This window comes from uncultured Altibacter sp. (assembly GCF_963972995.1).
Taxonomy (GTDB): domain Bacteria; phylum Bacteroidota; class Bacteroidia; order Flavobacteriales; family Flavobacteriaceae; genus Altibacter.
In genome coordinates, this window is the sequence record NZ_CAXAXI010000014.1 from 44,508 (window position 1) to 66,511 (window position 22,004).

Consider the following 22,004-nt stretch of genomic DNA (forward strand, 5'->3'; position numbering starts at 1 on the left):
TTGCGCTATGGCAAACAACGAAGATCAATTTAAAAAAGTAATCTCGCACGCAAAGGAATACGGATTCATATTTGCGTCCAGTGAGATTTATGACGGCTTGAGCGCGGTATACGATTATGCCCAAAATGGTGTCGAACTAAAAAAGAACATCCGTGAATATTGGTGGCGAAGCATGGTGTACTTGCACCAAAACATTGTTGGTATCGATGCTGCAATCTTGATGCATCCTACTACCTGGAAGGCCTCCGGTCACGTTGATGCCTTCAACGACCCGCTTATCGACAATAAAGATTCTAAAAAGAGATATCGCGCCGATGTTTTGATCGAAGATTATGCCGAAAAATTGAATCAGAAGGCGGAGAAGGAAATTGAAAAGGCCCGAAACCGATTTGGGGAGAGCTTTGATGAAGCGCAGTTTGTGACAACGAATGATAGGGTGATACGTTACAGAACCGAACAACGACAGATTCTGGAGCGAATGGCACGTTCTTTGGCGTCTGAAAATCTTGCCGATGTAAAGGCTCTTATAGAGGAACTGGGCATAGCCGATCCCGATACAGGAAGTAAGAACTGGACCGAAGTGCGACAATTTAACCTCATGTTTGGAACAAAATTAGGAGCCTCTGCAGAGAGTGCAACAGATTTATATCTTAGACCGGAAACAGCCCAAGGAATCTTTGTGAATTTCTTGAATGTCCAAAAATCGGGAAGGATGAAGATCCCATTTGGAATTGCTCAAACAGGAAAGGCTTTTAGGAATGAGATTGTCGCAAGACAGTTTATCTTCAGAATGCGGGAATTTGAGCAAATGGAGATGCAATTTTTCGTACGTCCTGGAGAGGAGATGAAATGGTACGAATACTGGAAAGAGACTCGATTGAAATGGCACCTTTCATTAGGTTTGGGAGCCGAAAACTATCGCTTTCACGACCATGAGAAATTGGCGCACTATGCCAATGCTGCAGCCGATATTGAATTTAACTTTCCATTCGGGTTCAAGGAATTGGAGGGAATTCATTCCAGGACCGATTTCGACTTGAAAGCACATGAAGAATATAGTGGAAAGAAATTACAATTCTTCGATCCCGAGCTTAACAAGAATTATACACCCTATGTAGTAGAAACGTCTATAGGCTTGGATCGCATGTTCTTAGCAGTACTAAGTACGGCATTGCAGGAAGAAACTTTAGAGGATGGAAGCACCCGTACGGTACTAAAGATTCCTTCTATTCTAGCTCCCGTAAAAGCAGCAGTATTACCCCTATTAAAAAAGGAAGGTCTTCCTGAAATTGCGCAGTCCATTATTGATACGTTACAATGGGACTATAATGTCGTGTATGATGAGAAAGACGCAGTAGGCCGCCGTTACAGAAGGCAGGATGCCGCAGGGACCCCTTTTTGTATCACCGTAGATCATCAAACAAAAGAGGATGAAACCGTAACGATTCGTTACAGGGATTCCATGGAACAAGAACGCATTGCTATTTCAGATATTTCAGAAAAAATACATAGCAGCATTTCATATAAGGCTTGGCTACAATAAAATAGAGAAGGTTTCTCTTTTTTAAAAGCGGCGGAATGACTATTTTTATGAACTTTTTAACGTTTATAAATTAAAAAAATCATTCTAATGAAACTAAAAAATTATTTTTTTGTACTGCTAATGGCGGCATGTACACTATCCGTAACTGCGCAGGATACGGGGAATTCGGGACCTACCGATTCAGGATTTTTAGCAGATCCGATACTTGTTCCTAGCATCGCAAAGCAAATGAGCGACGGAACCTTTATTGCTGCAGACAATACACCTAAAGAGGGTCGTCCTAAAAGACAGTATGGTAATAGCGTAGTACCCGGAAAAGGATCTATGGGTCCGGATCCCGTTGTTCAAACTACTCCGGCAACCCGTGATACACGTGCTCCTTTACTCGTTTTCGAAGCAGACATTTCACAAGCTACACCATCTGATCCTACCGGTGCCGTAGGGCCAAATCATTACGTAGCTGCGTGGAATACAGCATTTAGAATTTTTGATAAGGCCGGTAACCCTTTAACGCCGGAGGCATCATTAGCTACTATCTTTCCCGGAAATGCAATTGGAGATCCTATTGTCTTATATGATGAAATGGCCGACCGTTTTCTTATTACCGAATTCGATGCCTCTCCAAACGGTTTCAACGTAGCTGTATCTCAAGGACCGGACCCGGTAAATGATGGTTGGTATGTGTATACTACGGGATTTGGGACTGGAAGTTTTCCTGATTATACAAAATTTTCGGTTTGGCCTGATGGCTATTACGTAACTGCCAATATCGGGACACGTAGAGTGTTTGCAGTAGAGCGAGAGGAAATGTTGGAAGGAAATCCTGCACAATTTCAAAGTTTTCAATTAGGAGGTATTGTGACAAGTGGTTTCTTCAGTCCTCAAGGTTTTCACCACACAGGGGGCTCACATCCCGAACCCGGAAACTTCAATGTGGTTTATTTGCAAGATGATGCCTGGGCTGGTGTTGGTGACGACCATTTAAAGATATGGACTATAAATGTAGATTGGGATACACCGGGGAATTCAACTATTTCTGCTCCTCAAGAATTGACTACAGCAGATTTTATTAGTGTTTTTGATGGGGGATCTTTCTCAAATTTAAGTCAGCCTTCCGGACCCGATATCGATGCCTTACAGGCTACAATTATGAATCAAGCCCAATATCGTCAATTTGACGGGTATAACTCTGTTGTATTTAATTTTGTAGTAGATACAGATCCTACTGCCGGGGAATTAGCCGGGATTCGATGGTATGAATTGCGTCAAACAGAGTCCGGGATGCCTTGGACGATACATCAAGAAGGTACTTACATAACTCCAACTGCCGGGAGACATGCTTTTGCAGGAAGTATGGCAATGGATATTTACGGAAATATCGGATTGGGATACAGCTCGGTTAGTACGGCCCAAAGTGTTTCGGTTCGGTATACGGGTCGTTTACAAGGAGATGCTTTAGGAACAATGACCTTTGCCGAAGGTTTAATTGGACAGGGATCAGGGAACAATAACAACCTTCGCTATGCAGATTATACACATTTAACCGTAGATCCATCCAATGCAAGAGATTTTTGGTTTATTGACGAGTATTTTAATTCGAACCGAAGAGATATCGTAGGAGCTTTCAATTTGGAAAATACCTTGCCGGCTAATGACGTTGCAATTGTCAATATTACACCGGATAGCGGAGAGTTAAGTAATGCCGAAGATATTACTGTAACCATTAAAAATTACGGTACTGCGACACAAACGAATATTCCTGTAACCTACAGCGTGGATGGAGGAACTTTGGTGAGTGAGACCTATACAGGCTCCATTGCCGCCGGTGCAACAGACACATATACGTTTACAGTTCCGGCCGATCTTTCTATTGAAAATCAGCTGTATCGTATTGAAACCAATACAAATTTAGCGGGAGATAACTTTACCGATAATGATTACTATGCAGAGAATGTTCGTAACGAAGTGCTATTATCTGTCTCCGATCTTGAAATCGCAAATGCTGAAATGATTATTTCTTCTACAGATAATAAGAGATTTGAGATCGTATTGAACACATCATATGGTGATGTATTGCCAATTAGTGTGTATGATATTAACGGAAAAATTCTAGTATTCAATAATTTAGTGAATCAGGGTAACAAATTTACATACGATCTTGACATGTCTTATGTTGCTAGTGGTGTGTATCTTGTAAAAATGGGAAGCGGATCTTTCGAAAAATCTGCAAAAATTATTGTGAAGTAATCTATCCCTCACAATACCTGATATAATTTTAAAAAGAGCGAAGAAACCCTTCGCTCTTTTTTATTCCAAATACCTAAATTTAAATCCATACCGTGCAAGTGATATCAAAAAGCTCTAGTTGATCGATAGGAAAAAGAAATGATAATACGCTGTAAATAAAGTATTTATGTTTTTATAATTGTAAATTAATTGTATGGAGATTTCAGAAAATGGTAGTATCTTGGTTTCTTAAACAAATCTTAAAATTGTAATTGTAAAATTTAAAATTATGAAATCTAAAATTTCTCTTTTCTTGGTGTTCTTTACCATTACTTTTATGGTAAAAGCACAAGAGATTCAATCGGAGGGAGCATTTTACTCCGGGAAAGTAAGCTCGATGGAATACGTTCCTTCAATCGCTTCACGGATGTCTGAATTAAAACCTGCCGAGGTGTCAGACAAAGAAGCACAAGACGGCAGAGCATCCGGAAACAAAGTGATTATTGGAAAAGATGCACAAACTGAAGACGATTATTTTGTTCGTAATCAGCATCCCCTTACACAAAAGATCGATGGTAAAGCACCTATTTTAGTATTTGATGCTGCCTCATCAAGTTCACAACCTACAGATCCTTCTTTGGCTGTAGGACCTAATCATGTACTCGTAGTGTTCAATACCGGCTTTACCATTTACGACAAATCCGGAAATCAGTTATTACCGCAAACTTCGCCCAATCCTGCAATTTTTCCTTCGGGAGGATGTTGTGACCTTACAGTTTCTTATGACAAAGCTGCCGATCGTTGGGTGGTGAGTTTCTTAGGAGCCGGAGCTCAAATTGCGGTATCGGATGGGCCGGATCCAATAAATGACGGATGGTTTGTATACACCATTAGTCAAATCAATGACTACCAAAAATTATCGGTTTGGAGCGATGGATATTATTTAACCGATAATACTTCATCTGCAAATAAAGTGTGGGCGATGGAACGCGCCGAGATGCTTCTTGGAAATCCTGCTGCAGGGATCCAAGGATTCAACCTTCCGGGAATTGCAACCAGTGGCTTTTACAGCCCACAAGCCTTGAATGTAACCGATGACAACATGCCCGCTGCAGGTAGCCTTCCCGTGGTTTACCTTCAAGACGATGCCTGGGCGGGAGTTTCACAGGACCATATTAAGGTCTGGACAATTGATGTCGACTGGGATACTCCTGCAAACTCAACAGTATCTGCTCCCAACCAACTCAATACCACTCCTTTTATTTCGGTGTTTGACGGGGGTAGTTTTTCTAACCTTACACAACCCGGTGGAGGGATTGCGATCGATGCACTACAGGCAACGATCATGAATCAAGCCCAGTTCAGAAAATTTGGTGGGCATAATTCTGCTGTATTTAACTTTGTTGTGGATACAGATGCCTCTTCCGGAGAATTGGCGGGGGTACGATGGTTCGAGCTTCGCCAGACAGGTGATGGACAACCATGGACGATCCACCAAGAGGGAACGTATACCGCTCCCGATGGAAGACATGCTTGGCACGCAAGTATGATGATGGATATTCAAGGGAATATTGGAATGGGATATTCTTCCATGTCCGGTCCTACAACACCATCAACAGTACGTGTAAGCTCATATTATACCGGGCGTTTTGCTTCAGATCCACTCAACACGATGACAATCGCTGAAGAACTTATCGCCAACGGAAATGCAAACATTCCGGGATTGAGATACGGTGATTACAGCAAGATCGATATCGATCCGGATGATGACAAGACCTTTTGGTTTATCAATGAATATATGAATAACGGGCGAAAAGACGTTGTAGGAGTTTTCAAGATCGCACCTAATTTCAATGTTGATCTTGGAGCTGTTTCAATCGATAGTCCAGTGGATGGAGATCTTTCCAATGCCGAACAAATAACAGTTACCATCTTTAATTACGGACAGTTAGACCAATCGAACATTCCATTGTCGTTAACGGTTGATGGAAGTTTGATTGCAAACGAAGTATTTACAGGAACAATTCCTTCTTCTACTTCTGCCCAGTATACCTTTACGGCTACCGTAGATATGTCTACAGAAGGTCAAACCTATGAAGTTACGGTCGCAACTAATTTTGTGGGCGATGAAGACAATACCAACAATAGCACAACGGAGAATATCACACATATTCTTGCAGCCGATATTGGAGCAACAGCCATCACATCTCCAAATACAGGAGAAGGTCTTGGGAATGAGACTGTAACGATCACGATGGAAAATTTCGGAACAGCAGCTCAATCTAATTTTGATGTGTCGTACACGGTAAATGGAGGAACTCCGGTAGTGGAAACTGTTGCTGGACCAATCGCTCCGGGAGCTACACTTTCATATACGTTTGCAACATTGGCAGATCTTTCAGCCCCCGGGACCTATACAATTGAATCTAGTACTCAACTTGCGGCAGATGGGGACAATTCAAACGATGCCACTACTAAAGAGGTTGTTAATTTATCATGTAATACAGAAACTAATGCGACTTCTATGCCTATTGGGCCCAATGGAGGGACAGTGACCGAATCGATCATAAGCATTGTAGATGATATAACTATCAACGATGTGAACGTCACAATTAACCTTACTCATACCTTTACGGGAGACTTAGATATCTTTTTGGAAGGACCCGATGGAACTCGCGTGGAACTTTCCACAGATAATGGCGGATCCGGGGATAACATGATCAATACAGTATTCGATGATGAAGCAGCAACCTCTATAACTATCGGAACAGCGCCATTTACAGGGAGCTTCCAGCCGGAAGGGGACCTATCAGATTTTGACGGTATGTCATCTCTAGGAGATTGGACTCTAGAAATTACAGATGATGCTAATTTGGATGGAGGAGCATTGACCAGCTGGTCACTTCAGTTATGTGGAGATGATGCTTTAGGTGTGGATGATAATTTCATCGACAATAGCGAGTTGGTAATCCTTGAAAAGGGCAACAATCAATTCCAGATTCAACTGCCTACAACTACCGTTACAGAGCGTATGACCTTTACCGTGACCAACCTTTTGGGCCAAACCTTACTTAGCTACAGACTCGATAATGAGGATGGTAAGGGGTATTTCTATGATCTGGATATGTCTTATGCAGCTACGGGCGTATATATCGTTCGCATTGGAAACAATCAATACGGAAGCGCAAAACGATTGATCGTTCGTTAATTGCTTCGGAATTAATTGCGTATTAACAAAAAACCCTCAAGAGATTGAGGGTTTTTTTATTAAAAGAAGGCACGCAGTTGGATGCTTCCGGTATGGACAGTCTTGGAAGTCTCACTTTTCCTTCCGAAGTAAGACAAATTCGCATCCAAATATTTGGTAATACGCTTCTGAAGCAAAAGGTTCCAAGTAAAATTGGTACCGGGCTGAAGGCCCTCTAGCATCTGATATGCGACCGGAGAAAAAGCACTTCCTTCAAAGGTATTTTCAATATAGCTGAACTCTCCATTAAGCGAGATCTTCTCTACATTACTAAATCCAAAAGAAACGCCTCCTTTTTGTTGTAAAAGCGACTCCATATCTCCCACTTGGTTGTCCTTGTTCCCGTAACTGTAGAACACATCGAACCGCGTCTGCGCATTGAGAAGATACGATAGTTTGGGAGCAAGCTCGTAACTGTCTATGGTATAATTTCGTGATCCGAAATTCTCTGAAATACTTTCAGTAAAACCCAAGGAACTCCTTACATTCACCAACCAACTCTCCCATATCTTGTGGTTGAAAGCCAATTGATGACTTTTCAGTCGATTCTTCTGAAGCCCAAGTGAAAGCAAGTTATCGCTGGAAGTGGTGATATAGGTATAACTGGTCGTATAATGCTGTTTCCCGCGATTGAAGAACAAGGCATTTCTGAAATTAAGAACCAAGCCCAATTGGTCGTCACCGCCGTCTTCGAACGGATTGATATTGAATCCGTCATTCCTGCGCTGAACTTTTCTATCTAAGATGTACGAAGTTTGATTGTAAAAATGTGATAGGAATTTTTTGAAGCCCTCTTTATTCTCCCAAGTTCTTGGGTTTAGCGTAAGGATTTGGCTAAATTGATTCTGACGGATCTTTATAAAAACCTGATTAGGCAATAGGATCCTAACATACTCGGCCTCATCCTGAAATTGCGCGATCTCAAACTCATCTAGTTCCTGAATGCCATTGTTATTGTAATCGTTCCAGGTATAGATTCCTTGACCGGGATCCACTTTTACGTACGTGAATTCTTGCCTGGGGATCACACCGTTGTTAGAAGATAAGACCGTATTCAAACTTACCCCACCGTTCCAGATGCTTTGGTTGTATAGAATCCTGGAATTTAGGGATTTCTCATCTTCGTTCGTTCCAAACTCATCTTTAAGTGTACGGTAATTGGCAAATACCGAAAGTTGAGCATCTTGGCCGTTTATGAGTCTTGATTTTAGAAAATAGGTGTTAGAACTGTTCACTTTTTGCAAGATGTTCTGACGTAAACTATCGTTGGACTGTCTTCTGTAACCCACTTCCACAAAAATCTTAGTGCTGTCGCCTATACCCGAAAAGATTTCATACGATCTGAATTTCTGACTCACGGGAGAAAGACTGTCGGTTTGAGCAGTACTCACTTGATTGTCCTCGAACGCAATTTTTCCACCTATCCAAGATTTCTTCATCGAATAGGTGACCAAAGAATTATGACGTGCAAATTTTGAATCCAACGAATCGCCGCTCCCTTTTAAGTAGCTTCCTTGCGAATACAGCTGTAGTTTATCAAATCGTACATTCGTGCTTCCCACATGGCGAGAACCGGAATAATTTTCTGAAAAATCCAATTGCTGAAACTCATAGCGGGCAGTGCCATGCTTTGGGTGAAAGGCTTCAACTCCCGAAATAATAAAGGATTGGTCTCCCATGGGCGCAATAAGGTTCCAATCCCTGTTGAACTCGATGTTGTAGACACGCTCAATGTTTCGGAAATCTTGATGTATATAATCTGCTGAAGCAAAACCGTCTACCTTCAGCGTATCGGTCGTTGTTAAAAACCTTTGTCGGGCAGCTAGACGCCCTGCAAAACCATCGTTATTACCATCATCGAGTGATGAGAATAGGTTAAGGTCGTTCTTGCTTCCCGCCACTTCAAAATCAATTGTGGTCTTTTCAGAAGGATGGTAATTTCCCATTAATCCACCAATTTGTAGTTTTGTTGGTGCGGTCAACTGGATAATTGGCTCGTAGTTACCTTGTGGAATTCCATTCACCGGCGGAACGTATTCGAAGATCCTGCTAATGGCTCCGGCATCGCTAATTATATAATTCCCCATATTGGCCCCTACCAAGGTGAATCGTACGTTGAACAATTCCTCTTCCGGATTGTTCGAGAAGACAAAGATCTCAACACCGTTCGCCGTCTCTTTTCGGTAGAGGATCTTATTTTCTGAAAAGGTTTCCGGAACGGCCGAAGGGGCCGTCATATTTTCACGATCGTCTCCGGCAGCTTGCAGGATGCCAACCTGTTCTTCTGAAAGATTTTGCTGCAAAGGTTGGTTCTTTGCGTCGTTTTCGGAATAGGCATACACGCCAATATCTAATTTATCGGTGCTGTAGCCCCCGCCACCGTATCCTATAAAGCGAGTATAATTCCTATCGGTATATTGATACTCTACCGAAATGCGCATGTTGTTGGTGATCGGGTAGATAGGGTTGAATTTGATCTCGCCGGCGTTATAGTCGATCACGTAATCCTCGTTTTCACCCCGTGTGAGTAAGATGCCATTTACATACACGCGCTCACTCCCCGATACAATTAGGATGAAAAGTTCACCGTTAGGTCCCACAAGCTTATAGGGGCCTTGATTTCCTTCCTGTCCCACAAAACTACTTCTGGCAAAAACACCTCGTACCAGTGCGCCGGCGGCAAATGCCGAGGTTTTGGAACCATCGTTATGGGTGAGTGTTCCGCCCAGTGAAATCCCTTGTACCTTTTTGTTAAAACGGGCAAAATAGCTTGTTGAATTTTGAAGGTCTACATCACCGGCTCGAATGTTCCAATTATCACTATACAGCTCAATGAATATTTGGTCAAATTCATCCAAACTTTGGGAATAACCGCCTTCTTGTGTAGGGATGTTGGCATCTTGTATGGATGCCCGTATGGATACTTTTTCACTTAGTTGGCCTGTGATCTGCAGGTCCAATTCTGAATTTACCACGGCATTTTGATTGTTTCCAATGGTCACCCCTCGAGAAATACTACCTACCGTGTTTAATCCTTCAAAAGGGGTAAATTCCCCTTGCTGATTGGATTTGTCCAAGGAATACAATTTTTCGATACTGCCGGTACTTTCAGAAATGATCTTAGGGTCTAGGGCAAAGTATTCTTGTACTAAGAATTTGGGATAACGTAAATAATGGATCGTGATCGAATCGCTTGTTTGTGCTGCTTCCGAAAGAATGAGTTGCGCTCTGCTGTAATCTACCCTATACAAGACCGAATCGATCGTAGCGCCGGCAGCTCCTTCAATATAGAAGCGGCTGGGATTGATACTTACACTGTCTATTTGAATCGTATCCCGAACAACGATCTTCTTACTTCTGTAATTGGAAGTGGTATCCTGAGCAACCATGGTAAAGGTCACTGCAAAGAGAATAAGAGTAAGAAAGTATTTCATTAGGTATACAACTAAACACAGCCTACTTTATTTTGTTGATTGTTTTTTAAAATCTTTTTGCCGATGTTCCTTGTAAAAATACAATGTTATTTAATTTAGTACGGTATAAAGAAGGATACGATATGAAGATTATCTCGTACAATGTGAATGGCATACGCGCTGCAATGCGAAAGGGTTTTTTGAATTGGTTGCAAGCAGCAAGTCCCGATGTGATCTGTTTACAGGAAACCAAGGCTAATTTCGATCAGGTAGAGGTTGAAGCCATTGAAGCTGCCGGATATCCATATCATTATTGGTTTAGTGCCGTGAAAAAAGGGTATAGTGGTGTTGCGATCTTTTCAAAAATAAAGCCCAACCATATAGAGTATGGGACGGGAATTGAATATATGGATGCGGAAGGAAGAAATTTACGTGTCGATTTTGATCACGTTTCCGTAATGAGCTTATACCTTCCAAGTGGCACCAATTTGGATCGCTTGGACCATAAGCTTACCTATATGGCAGATTTTCAAACATATATAGACACCTTGAAAAAGGAAATTCCCAACTTAATCATTTGTGGCGATTACAATATTTGTCACGAAGCCATCGATATTCACGACCCTGTGCGTAACAAGAATGTATCGGGGTTTCTTCCCGTAGAGCGCAAATGGATAGATGGTTTTATTAAAAGCGGATTTATAGATTCCTTTAGGCATTTCAACAAAGAACCTCATCACTATACTTGGTGGAGCTATCGCGCCAATGCGCGAGCAAACAATAAAGGTTGGCGTATTGATTACAATATGGTGGCAAAACCATTGGAAAAAAAATTAAAACGAGCGGTAATATTACCTGACGCCTACCACAGTGATCATTGTCCGCATTTAGTAGAATTATCCTTAGAAAGATGAGTTTTCCAACCGAATTTTTTGCACATCTTGACACGCATAACTATACAGAGATCAAAGGTGGGCTTCAACGAGAGACCTTTTTGGAGATCTGGGTTGTGACCGTGGGAGATCGGGTCTTCGCACGAAGTTGGAACAAAAGTGAAAAGAGCTGGTATACCGCATTTTTGGAAGAAGGCGTCGGACAATTAAAATTTGGAGCAGTCGTTTTGGATGTTACGGGGTTGAAAGTACTGAAGGAGGATGCTGTGCACCAACAAATCGATACGGCCTATCGTTCTCGTTATACTGAAGAAAAAAATATATACTACGCACAGGGGATCAGTCAGCCGGAGTATTATGATTATACACTCGAACTATTTTATAAACCTACTTAACTGTATACTATGAAAATGATTCTGAAGGGAATTTGGGCTATTTCTGCCCTATTATTCATGAACTCTTGTGTTTCATCGAAGATCTACGACGACCTCAAATCTCGGTACGATATGTTGAAAGCCGAAAATGAAGCCTTGATGGCACAACTGGATAATGCGGCTAGCGATGGAAAGGTCTATTCTGTGGATATTCTGAAAGACAGGATCGAAGAACTAAATTCCGAAAAGAGCCGACTGGACATGGATCTTGCAGCCTGTGAAAATAACTATAACCGCCTCAAAGAATCGTATGATGCGCTGGAGGCAAACAGCTCTGCGGCTCTTAGTGATAACTTGGCGTTAAATCGAGAATTGCTAACACAATTGGAAGCGAAGGAAAAAGCCTTGGCATTGGAAAATGAACGATTGGAAAAACTTAAGAAGGACCTTGCAGCTCGGTCTCAACGCGTTGAAGAATTGGAGGCCATCATTGCATCCAAAGATGCGAAGATGAGCGCGCTTAAAGAAGCTATTTCTGCAGCACTTACTAATTTTGAAGGCAATGGTCTCACAGTTGAACAAAGAGATGGTAAGGTGTATGTTTCCATGGAGAATAAATTGTTGTTCGAAAGTGGAAGTTGGGCAGTGAATGCACGCGGGCGAGAAGCTGTTGTAGCCTTAGGTAAAGTGTTGGCTCAAAATAAAGAGATCGCGGTTCTTATAGAGGGACATACAGATAATGTGCCTTATGGAGGTAGCGGTAACATAAGTGACAACTGGGATCTCTCCACAAAAAGGGCTACGGCTATTGTACACATTCTTACTGAAAATTCCGGAATTCCTAAAGACAACCTAACAGCTGCCGGTCGGGGAGAGTTTGCTCCGGTCGCTACCAACACCACTGCAGAAGGCAAGTCTAAGAACCGCCGAATTGAAGTGATTTTGACTCCTAAATTGGATGAGATCTCAAAATTATTAAATGAATTGTAGCCATAAAAGGCCATGCTATGCAATATACCATCCTGCCCAATACCAATCTAAAAATTAGTCGAATATGTCTTGGCAGTATGACTTGGGGCCAACAGAATACTGAAGCTGAAGGTCATGCGCAACTGGATATGGCGTTGGACAAAGGCGTTAATTTTATTGATACCGCCGAAATGTATTCGGTGCCGGGTAATCCAAAGACCCAAGGAAGCACCGAATCGATCATTGGCAGCTGGTTTGCTAAAAAGGGTGTTAGGAACAAAATGGTCCTCGCATCGAAAATAACAGGGCCCAATCGGTTTTTTGAACACATCCGGAAAGATCTCTCCTTTAGTAAGGAAGCTTTGGACGATGCATTACACAAAAGCTTAAAACGACTTCAAACCGATTATCTCGATCTATATCAATTGCATTGGCCCGAGCGGGGTGTGAATATTTTTGGGAGTCGAGACTACATACATAATGATGCATGGGAAGATACCATTGCTGCGACACTCGAACACCTAAATTTATACGTGAAGCAAGGGAAGATCCGGTATATGGGGCTGTCCAATGAGACACCTTGGGGAGCCATGCGTTACATGGAGGAGGCCCGCAAAGGAGCACCTAAGATGGTATCGATACAGAACGCATACAATTTATTGAACCGAAGGGACGAGATTGGATTGTCGGAAGTGATCCTGAGAGAAGACCTTGGTTATCTGCCGTATTCTCCTTTGGCATTTGGGATGCTCACCGGAAAGTATTTGAACGGTGCTACTCCTCGGCATGCAAGAGTCACTCTATTTCCAAACTATTCGAGATATCACGGTGATGGCTCCTTTGAGGCTACCAGAAAGTATCAAGAGATCGCTCAGCAGCATGACTTAAGCCTCACTCAAATGAGCTTGGCATTTATTAGACAGCAACCTTTTGTCACTTCTACCATTGTGGGTGCCACGACCGTGGAACAGCTACAGGAGAATATAGGCAGTATTTCTGTAAACCTTTCCGAAGAAATAATAACAGCCATCAACACGGTGCACGCGACAATCCCGAATCCGGCTCCTTAACTAACAAAGGCACTGTATCCGGTGATGGCTCTTCCTACGATCAAAGAATTGATCTCCTTGGTGCCTTCGTAGGAGTATATGGCTTCCGCATCGGCAACAAAACGTGCTACATCGTATTCCAGAAGAATACCGTTACCACCCATCACCTCCCGTGCCCGACTCACTACATCTCGGGTTCGCATGCTGCAAAAAACTTTAGCCAATGACGCATGTTCGTCCGTCAAAAGCTTCTGATCCTGTAATTCTGAAAGTCGAAAACAAAGAGTTTGCATGGCGGTAAGGTTGGCGACCATTTCCACCAAATGGTTTTGTATCAATTGGAAAGAAGCAATGGGTCTGCCAAATTGCTCTCTTTTTTTAGTGTATTTCAATGCGCTCTCATAGGCGCCACGCGAGCAACCCACAGCCTGCCAGGCAACAGCGGCGCGAGTCATCTTCAACACCTTGGCTGTATCTTTAAAGCTGTCACACTTTTGAAGGCGATCTGCTTCAGGGACACGGCAATCGTTCAGTGTAATAAGTGCATTTTGAACTGTACGAAGAGCCATTTTATCTTGCATTTTTTCTGCAGTGAATCCCGGAGTGTCTTTACGCACCAAAAAGCCTTTCACTTGATTGGAAGCTTCATCGCGTGCCCAAATTACAGTCACGTCACTAAAAGTTGCGTTCCCAATCCATTTCTTTTGTCCGTTCAAGACCCATTCATCACCTTCCTGTCTACAAGTCGTTCCTAGACCTCCGGCAACGGCAGATCCCACCTCCGGTTCTGTAAGTCCGAACGCCCCTATACATTCCATGCGTTGCATCTTTGGGAGCCATTCTTTCTTTTGCTCCTCACTTCCGCAGAGATAGATAGAACCCATTGCTAATCCGCTGTGTACCCCAAAAAAAGTAGATATAGATACATCGACCCGTGCAAGTTCCATGGCCATGATACCCTCCATTAAGAAGGTCTGGTTTGGACACCCGTACCCTTCGTAAGCCATTCCGCAAATATTGAGTTCGGCCATTTTAGGGATAATGTGGTGCGGAAATTCGGCCCTGTTCCAAAAGTCGTTGGCAATAGGTCTTACTTCATCCTCCATGAAGTTGCGCACCTTTAATTGGATTTCTCTTTGTTCCGGGCTTAATTTTAAACTAAGGTCATAAAAATCACCGTCTATGGGAGGGAGCTTATGTTGTCCTTTCTTGCTTTGGCTTTTCAGCATTTTCATTAGACCCTGCAGCTGTCGATCGTCAAGTTCACCAACAGCGGCCATCACTTGCGGGAGATCTATTTTTTGAGAGATCTTGCCCAGGGCATCGAGATCCACACTGCGTAAAAGGGAAAAGGTCTGTTTAATTTTTCTGAAAAGTGCCATAATATATACTTTAGTAACAACTAAAGATACTGGCTACAACTGTTTAGAACGCACAAAGAATTGTTAAATACGATATTACCCGAAAAGATGATGGACGACATCGTGAACCTTGGAAACTTTAAGAATATGAATGGCGTAGTCTTTTCGTTCTACTTTACAATATTTTGAAATTACGATGCTGGTAAAACCTAATTTTTCTGCTTCCAAGATGCGTTGATCCACTCGAGTCACAGGGCGAACTTCCCCGGCGAGTCCCACTTCGGCAGCAAAACACATGGTCTTTTCTATGGCAACATCAATATTGGACGAGAGTACAGCGGCAACAACGGCAAGATCGATCGCCGGATCATCCACGGTAATACCTCCGGTAATATTCAAAAACACATCTTTCGCACCTAATTTAAAACCGGCCCTTTTTTCAAGGACTGCCAAGATCATGTTAAGCCGCTTGGCATTGTAGCCTGTGGCACTTCGTTGAGGTGTTCCGTATACGGCAGAACTAACCAATGCTTGGATTTCGATCATGAGCGGTCGCATCCCTTCCAAAGTCGCGGCAATGGCTGTGCCACTCAGCTCTTCTTCGTTCTTGGATATTAGGATCTCGGAGGGATTTGAAACTTCACGCAGCCCGTTCCCTTGCATTTCATAAATACCCAACTCGTTAGTACTGCCAAAACGATTCTTATTGGCCCGAAGTATGCGGTAAATATGGTTGCGATCACCTTCAAATTGCAACACAGTGTCCACCATGTGCTCTAAGATCTTTGGGCCGGCAATGGTTCCGTCCTTAGTGATATGACCAATTAAAATTACAGGTGTGTTCGTCTCCTTGGCAAATTTTATAAGTTCTGTGGTTGTTTGCCGAATCTGTGAGATACTTCCTGCGCTACTTTCAATAGCCTCAGAGTGCAGGGTTTGAATAGAATCGACCACAACAATATCCGGACACACCTCTTCTATTTGCCGGAAGATCAACTTTGTTTTGGTTTCAGTAAGGATATAGCAGTTGGTGGCGTTAGGCTGAATGCGTTCTGCGCGCATCTTTATTTGTTGCGCGCTTTCTTCTCCTGATATATAGAGTGTTTTAAAGGGAAGTTGTAATGCGATCTGAAGCATTAAGGTGCTCTTTCCAATGCCGGGCTCACCTCCCAAAAGGGTAAGCGAGCCGGGTACAATCCCGCCACCTAAAACCCTGTTAAGTTCGTTGTTCTTTGTGTCCAACCGTGCTTCGGAATGTGCCGAGATCTCTGAGATACGTTGCGGTTTCGCAATGCGCTTTGAGGGACTTTCGTGTGTACTCCAAACAGGTTTTTCGGCTTTTTGAATCACCTCTTCGGCAATGGTGTTCCACTCCTTGCATGAAGTGCACTGACCTTGCCACTTGGCAAACTGCGCACCGCAATTCTGACAGAAAAAAGTAGTTTTTGTCTTTGCCATAATCCACTGCTAAAATAGTTATATTTACAGTAATATTGACTGTTGTATGTTGAAAGTAGGATTGCTTTTTTGCTTATTATTTATCCTTGCTTCGATGAAGGCACAAGAAAGTCCTTCAGAAGAAATAGTTCATTCCCTTACCTCTCAAATCCAACGTTCAAAAGGTGGAGAAAAACTTAAATTATTGGACAGTTTATCCACCCACATCGTTTCAAATACTAATTTCTCAAATGACTCTATTATTTCAGAGACCGTAGCGCATGCTCTTTCTTTGGACTCGCTTCGTATAGCCACATGGCACATGGCCAACCGGATCTACTTTCAGAATAACATTACGGGAGATGCCGAGAAGGGAAATATGATATTTAAGGAATTCCTCCCAACAGCGAGAAAGATCAAGGATCCTAATACGTTGGCAAAGTACTATCTGGAAGGGGCAGACAGTTATTATTTTTTGGAAGATCATAAAACCTCCATCTACTATTATGATCTGGCTGAAACTTTTGCGCGAAAAGCGAATAACTTAAAATACGTTGGACTTGCGAAACTATACAAGGGAGGTACCCTTAGTTTTTTAGGTGCTTTTTCTGAAGCATCCCAAGTGCTGCAAGAGGCCGGTAAGATCTTCGAGCAGGAGAAGGATACATTCAATAGTATAAGCGCAAAGAACTCACTTTCCATTCTATACGGACAAAACGCTTTCTTTCAAGAAGCTAAGACGGAGCGGGACGAAGCTATTGCACTGGCACAGAAGATACAAAGCTATGCACATCTTGTTTCTTTCTATTATAATGCTGCCACAGACGCCCGAAAACAAGAAAAGCAGCATGAGCGTATTGCCAATTTGAAATTAGCGTTGAAAGCATCACAAAAGACCCGTAACCCGGATTACTATGCCCCGGGATTATTAGCCGCTCATGTGATCGCCTACGCAGAAGTGGATAGTTTAGAACTGGCGGATGATTTCCTAGCAGCCATTGAAGCTGCGCCGGAAAAATATACACAGGGAAGGAACAGAGAACCCTACTTGGACGCGCTAAAACATGTTGCTTTGGCAAAAAGCAAGTATCGTGAAGCCCTTACTTATGGGAAGGAGCATTTGGCGATTAAAAATAGGGGAACGCATTACGAAGAGATCCAGGAAGCAGAAAAGTTCTTGGCGGAAACCTATGAGGCTATGGGCAATAGAGAGCAAGCCTTTATTCATTTTAAGAACTTCACAAAGCTAAAGGATTCCATTAACAGCATTCAAAAGGCAAAGGCATTATCGTATTATCAAACTTTGTATGAAACCGGGAAACGCGACGCAAAGATCGCAACACAAAAGAAGGACATTGAGCTGTTAGCAGCTAAAAATAGAATTCAGAATCAATGGTTATGGTTTGGGGGATTTGGCTTGTTTACCTTGTTTGCAGGTGTGGTTTTAATCCGATCACGCAATGCCGCCAAACGACGAGGGCGGCTCCAAGAATCATTCTCACAAGAACTTATACGCGCTCAGGAAGAAGAGCGCACTAGGGTTGCTCGCGAACTGCACGATAGTGTTGGACAAAAATTGATGTTGCTCACTAAAAAGACAAAGATGAAAGAGGATCCGGAGATGGATCTATTGGCAGGGAGTACGCTCGAAGAACTTCGAATGATCTCACGCGGATTATACCCTGCCAATTTAGAGAGACTGGGAGTAACAAAAGCCATCGAGTCCATGATCAACGAGGTGGATGCCAACACCAATATTTTCTTTACCAATGAATTAGATAATATTGACGACCTACTTTCTAAAGAAGCTTCCTTACATTTGTACAGGATCATACAGGAAGTATTGAATAATATGGTGAAACATGCCGAAGCGAAAGCGGCCTCTGTAACCATCGAACGAAAAGCCGGTCGCATTGAGGCGGTCATCAAAGATAATGGGATAGGGTTCTCGTATTCAGAAAAATTGAACGGCACTCAACATATGGGGATGAAGACCATTTTGGAACGAGCCAAGATCCTTAGATCGCAAGTGCGTGTAGACAGCATGCCAAATTCCGGAACCACCATATCCCTTGAAATTCCAACCTAGACCGTGAATAAAAAGAATATATCCATAGTAATTGCCGATGACCATCCATTGCTGCTCGCCGGCTTGTTCGATGAGTTAGAGAAATGCGGCTATCACATACTTGGCAAAGCCACCAATGGAATGGAAGCATTGCAAATGATATTACTACATCAACCTATGATTGGATTATTGGATATTGATATGCCTTTGCTTACTGGTTTTGAAGTGATAAAAACGGCCAAAGACAAAGGTGTAAATACAAAATTTATTATTCTTTCTTTTCACAAGGATACTGAATATATTACGCAGGCCAAGGCTTTACAAATAAACGGCTACTTATTGAAGGAGGATTCCTTTGAAGAGATTGAAAAGTGCATTGAAGCTGTTCTCGAAGACAACGAATACTTCAGTACATCATTTGATGCTCTTAGCCTTAAAAATGCTTCGGAAGAAATTAAAAAATTACAATTGCTTACGCCTTCAGAAATAACCATACTAAAGCTTATTGCTCAACAGACAAATACAAATTCAATAGCCGAAACTCTTTTTGTTTCCTCCCGAACCGTCGAAAAGCATCGCAGCAACATCATTACCAAACTTGAACTGGAAGGCGGCACTAATGCCTTGACGAGATGGGCATTGGCACATAAGAATACCATTCTCGAAATTTAATACCCTACGTGTGGCTACGTAATAATTACGTAGTTTCACGTATACCATACGATCTGGATTTCCTTTATCTTAGCATTATCGATTACGGTATTTTATTGAGGAGTAAAATAGACTGATTAACCAAAGATGTAGCCCTCCAAAGCAATTTGCTTTTGGAGGGTTTTGTTTTATCGAGCTGCGGACAGTTTTTAATACCCGAAATCGGTTTTGATCTTATCGGCTTTGTCAAGCATGATATCGATGGTAATGAAGTCCACTTCTTCTTTATCATATGCTCCTTGAAAAGTACGCATCGCTTTTTTGGCATCGCCTGTTTCTTCGTAATAGCGACCCATATAATAATCTCCCAATACTGTGTTAGGATATTGCCGTTGTGCCAAAGTGGCGATCTCTCGTAGTGACTCCCACTGCTTTTTCTTTTCTGCAGCTTTGCAAGTTGCAATAAAGTCATTTACCCGAATGGGGTTCGTAATGCCGAAGAGATCTTCTATAGTTTTATACTTATCCACTAGATATTGATGGATGGGTGTTTCCATTTTCAATAGCTTATCGGTATATTCCTGTTTGCTTATTGGACGATACACAGAGAATATCTTTTCCATTGCCGAAGGGATCGCACGAGCAACCAATGAATAGTGCGTGGCGCCCTCAAAATTATCGTAGTAGTAGTTGAATTCTTTACTTGCCTGAGGCTTGAGCAATGCATTGAGACGTTCGGCGTTTTCCATTAAATCCTTGATATCGTCGGTACCGGTTGCCAAATAGTAGAAAATCTTTGAGGGGATGGCAGGCACCCGCTCAGCAAGACGATCGATCATCATGGGAGCAGGATCGGGGCTTAGGTTGATATAACCATTGAATAATGGAGGGTCTTTAAAGAGATAATAATTGATGAAGTTAGCTGTAAAATCATGTCCTACGGCAATGGCAAACTTGGCGGTACGGTAATTCTGATCGATATAGGGAATCAATTCCAGTCCTACAAATTCGAAGAAATCTGCTCCTTTATCAGCCGGGAGAAAGTTGGTGTCGTCATAATCACAATCTTCATATCTGCTATCGCCTTGCATAATTCCCACTACGATGGATTCGGGCATATCTTCCCAATAGGCAAAATAATCGGCGTTGCCGGCAACGGGTTCAAACAAATAATTTGCATCCAAGACTACGATTATGGGGTAAACTTTTTCGGTATTGGTTTCATAATCTCGGGGGAGTTGAATTTTAAGTCTTCTCGGCTCGGCAAGTTTTGATGAATTGAATTCTTCGTACAAAATCTTCGATTGTGCCAGCGATGCAAATCCTATTAGGAAAGTTAGGAATATCAGGACGTATTTCTTCATATAAAGGAAATTTTGAGGATCGAAAGATACTAAATTTTGAATTTCCTGTAGTACGGAAGCAAGACTACTTTCCTACCCGGTTATAAATTGGCAGCATAATAAATGAAAGCCCCCCAAAGAAGATGATTGAGGCAATGTTCGAGGTCCATATAATCCATCCAAAAGCAGTCCCAACGGTCTCTGCGATCCCAAATACGGCAAGGATTCCGGCCACAAAGAAAGGGTAGGATCCAAACCCACTGTTCGTGAAGGCGAATGAGAAACTCCCTACGACAAAGGTTATAATGATCGTTCCCATAGCAATATTTGAGGTTTCAGGAAGGGCAAAGGTCGCTACATAGAATGAAAGTAGATAGAGACCCCATATAAAGAATGTGTGCAGTATGAACGCGGCTTTCTTCTTCATCGTGAGGATGCTCAGCACCCCTTCTTTTAATCCGTTGAAGAAATTTTTCAGTTTTTGCTGAAGCAATGATCTGGAATACTTCAGAAACAGTAAAAAAAGTACCGACAACGCCACCATGATGACAAGGGCTACCAATAGTTTTCTTGCCGGAATGACCTCTGTAAGGTAGGCGTAGAGCACGTCAAACTGAAGCATAAGTGCTGCTATGGTAAAACCAAAGAGAAAGATAAGGTCGACGATCCTTTCAGAAATAATGGTGCCAAACCCTTTATCGAATGGTACGTTCTCGTACTTGCTTAAAACTACTGCACGTGACACCTCACCACTCTTTGGTATAAAAATGTTCATGAGGTAGGCGATATAGACCGCCATAAAATTGTTGATCACTTTTGGTTGATAGCCTAAAGGTTCCAACATAAAGTTCCAGCGATACGCACGCGAGACGTGACTTAATAAGCCTAAGAACACCGCTAATGAGACAAACCAGTAATTGGCATTCTCAAAATGCACTTGAATCTCTTGAAGCTGTTCCTGTGAAAACTTTGAATAAGAGTACCAAATAAGAAAAATCCCTAACGCCAGTGGTATTGCGATCTTAAGGAACTTAGTGACAGGCTTTTTCAAATCTAGGTCAGTAGGTTGTTCTCTTCATTCGGAAATACCAAGGCAGGTTTAAATTTTTTGGCCTCCTCAACTTCCATAATCGCATAAGTGATTAGAATGAGGATGTCTCCCGGAGCCACTTTTCTGGCGGCAGCTCCGTTCAATGTTATCTCACCACTGTTGCGGGTTCCCGGGATGGCGTAGGTTTCAAATCGCTCGCCATTATTATTATTGACAATCTGTATTTTTTCACCTTCAATAATATTAGCCGCATCCATAAGATCCTCATCTATGGTGATACTGCCAATATAGTTAAGGTCGGCACCTGTAACTTTGACTCTGTGAATTTTAGATTTTACTACATGTATTTGCATGGTGCAAAGGTATTAATTTAACGGCA

Annotated in this window: 15 protein-coding genes; 9 read left to right on the plus strand and 6 right to left on the minus strand. The window is 42.4% G+C overall.

Features of this window, described 5'->3' with window-relative positions; translation table 11 throughout:
* The first annotated feature begins 7 nt into the window (after positions 1–7).
* The 3 genes from AACZ11_RS07660 (at position 8) to AACZ11_RS07670 (ending at position 6,977) form a co-directional block, all read left to right on the plus strand.
* Positions 8–1,543: a glycine--tRNA ligase gene (locus tag AACZ11_RS07660; RefSeq protein ID WP_290625814.1), complete on the plus strand. Its 1,536-nt coding sequence runs from the start codon at positions 8–10 to the stop codon at positions 1,541–1,543.
* A gap of 87 nt (positions 1,544–1,630) precedes the next feature.
* Positions 1,631–3,790, plus strand: a complete 2,160-nt coding sequence (locus AACZ11_RS07665; RefSeq protein WP_290625815.1) for a T9SS type A sorting domain-containing protein — start codon at positions 1,631–1,633, stop codon at positions 3,788–3,790.
* A 268-nt stretch (positions 3,791–4,058) separates the two neighbouring features.
* Complete coding sequence (locus AACZ11_RS07670) at positions 4,059–6,977, plus strand: proprotein convertase P-domain-containing protein (RefSeq protein ID WP_290625816.1); 2,919 nt, start codon at positions 4,059–4,061, stop codon at positions 6,975–6,977.
* Positions 6,978–7,036: 59 nt separating this feature from the next.
* Here AACZ11_RS07670 and AACZ11_RS07675 read toward each other — a convergent pair whose 3' ends face one another.
* Positions 7,037–10,450, minus strand: a complete 3,414-nt coding sequence (locus AACZ11_RS07675; RefSeq protein WP_290625817.1) for a hypothetical protein — start codon at positions 10,448–10,450, stop codon at positions 7,037–7,039.
* A gap of 122 nt (positions 10,451–10,572) precedes the next feature.
* On the opposite strand from AACZ11_RS07675, the gene AACZ11_RS07680 reads away from it, so the two are divergent.
* Genes AACZ11_RS07680 through AACZ11_RS07695 form a run of 4 tightly spaced genes read left to right on the plus strand, consistent with a single transcriptional unit; the run spans position 10,573 to position 13,735 of the window.
* A complete protein-coding gene (locus AACZ11_RS07680; protein ID WP_290625830.1) occupies positions 10,573–11,343 on the plus strand; it encodes an exodeoxyribonuclease III in 771 nt (256 codons plus the stop codon).
* Entirely contained in the window at positions 11,340–11,717 is a 378-nt protein-coding gene (locus tag AACZ11_RS07685; RefSeq protein WP_290625818.1) for a DUF2255 family protein, read from the plus strand. Before AACZ11_RS07680 ends, AACZ11_RS07685 begins: the two co-directional genes overlap by 4 nt.
* Before the next feature lie 9 nt (positions 11,718–11,726).
* Positions 11,727–12,686 carry an OmpA family protein gene (locus AACZ11_RS07690; protein WP_290625819.1) on the plus strand — a complete coding sequence of 320 codons (960 nt, stop codon included), beginning with the start codon at positions 11,727–11,729 and terminating at the stop codon, positions 12,684–12,686.
* 17 nt (positions 12,687–12,703) lie between these two features.
* Entirely contained in the window at positions 12,704–13,735 is a 1,032-nt protein-coding gene (locus tag AACZ11_RS07695; protein ID WP_290625820.1) for an NADP(H)-dependent aldo-keto reductase, read from the plus strand.
* On the opposite strand, the gene AACZ11_RS07700 is transcribed toward AACZ11_RS07695, so the two are convergent.
* Positions 13,732–15,096: an acyl-CoA dehydrogenase family protein gene (locus AACZ11_RS07700; RefSeq protein ID WP_290625821.1), complete on the minus strand. Its 1,365-nt coding sequence runs from the start codon at positions 15,094–15,096 to the stop codon at positions 13,732–13,734. The two genes, AACZ11_RS07695 and AACZ11_RS07700, sit on opposite strands and share 4 nt — an antisense overlap.
* Before the next feature lie 75 nt (positions 15,097–15,171).
* Complete coding sequence (radA, locus tag AACZ11_RS07705) at positions 15,172–16,533, minus strand: DNA repair protein RadA (RefSeq protein WP_290625822.1); 1,362 nt, start codon at positions 16,531–16,533, stop codon at positions 15,172–15,174.
* 94 nt (positions 16,534–16,627) lie between these two features.
* On the opposite strand from radA, the gene AACZ11_RS07710 reads away from it, so the two are divergent.
* Together AACZ11_RS07710 and AACZ11_RS07715 are read left to right on the plus strand one after the other, a co-directional pair.
* A complete protein-coding gene (locus tag AACZ11_RS07710) occupies positions 16,628–18,601 on the plus strand; it encodes a sensor histidine kinase (RefSeq protein ID WP_290625823.1) in 1,974 nt (657 codons plus the stop codon).
* Between the two features lie 3 nt (positions 18,602–18,604).
* Entirely contained in the window at positions 18,605–19,252 is a 648-nt protein-coding gene (locus AACZ11_RS07715; protein ID WP_290625824.1) for a response regulator transcription factor, read from the plus strand.
* A 188-nt stretch (positions 19,253–19,440) separates the two neighbouring features.
* On the opposite strand, the gene AACZ11_RS07720 is transcribed toward AACZ11_RS07715, so the two are convergent.
* The 3 genes from AACZ11_RS07720 to panD form a co-directional block, all read right to left on the minus strand.
* Complete coding sequence (locus AACZ11_RS07720) at positions 19,441–20,595, minus strand: alpha/beta hydrolase-fold protein (protein ID WP_290625825.1); 1,155 nt, start codon at positions 20,593–20,595, stop codon at positions 19,441–19,443.
* Between the two features lie 64 nt (positions 20,596–20,659).
* Positions 20,660–21,625, minus strand: coding sequence for a lysylphosphatidylglycerol synthase transmembrane domain-containing protein (locus tag AACZ11_RS07725; protein ID WP_290625826.1), 966 nt, complete (start codon positions 21,623–21,625; stop codon positions 20,660–20,662).
* A gap of 2 nt (positions 21,626–21,627) precedes the next feature.
* Positions 21,628–21,978: an aspartate 1-decarboxylase gene (gene panD / locus AACZ11_RS07730; RefSeq protein WP_034260263.1), complete on the minus strand. Its 351-nt coding sequence runs from the start codon at positions 21,976–21,978 to the stop codon at positions 21,628–21,630.
* Between the last annotated feature and the right edge of the window lie 26 nt (positions 21,979–22,004).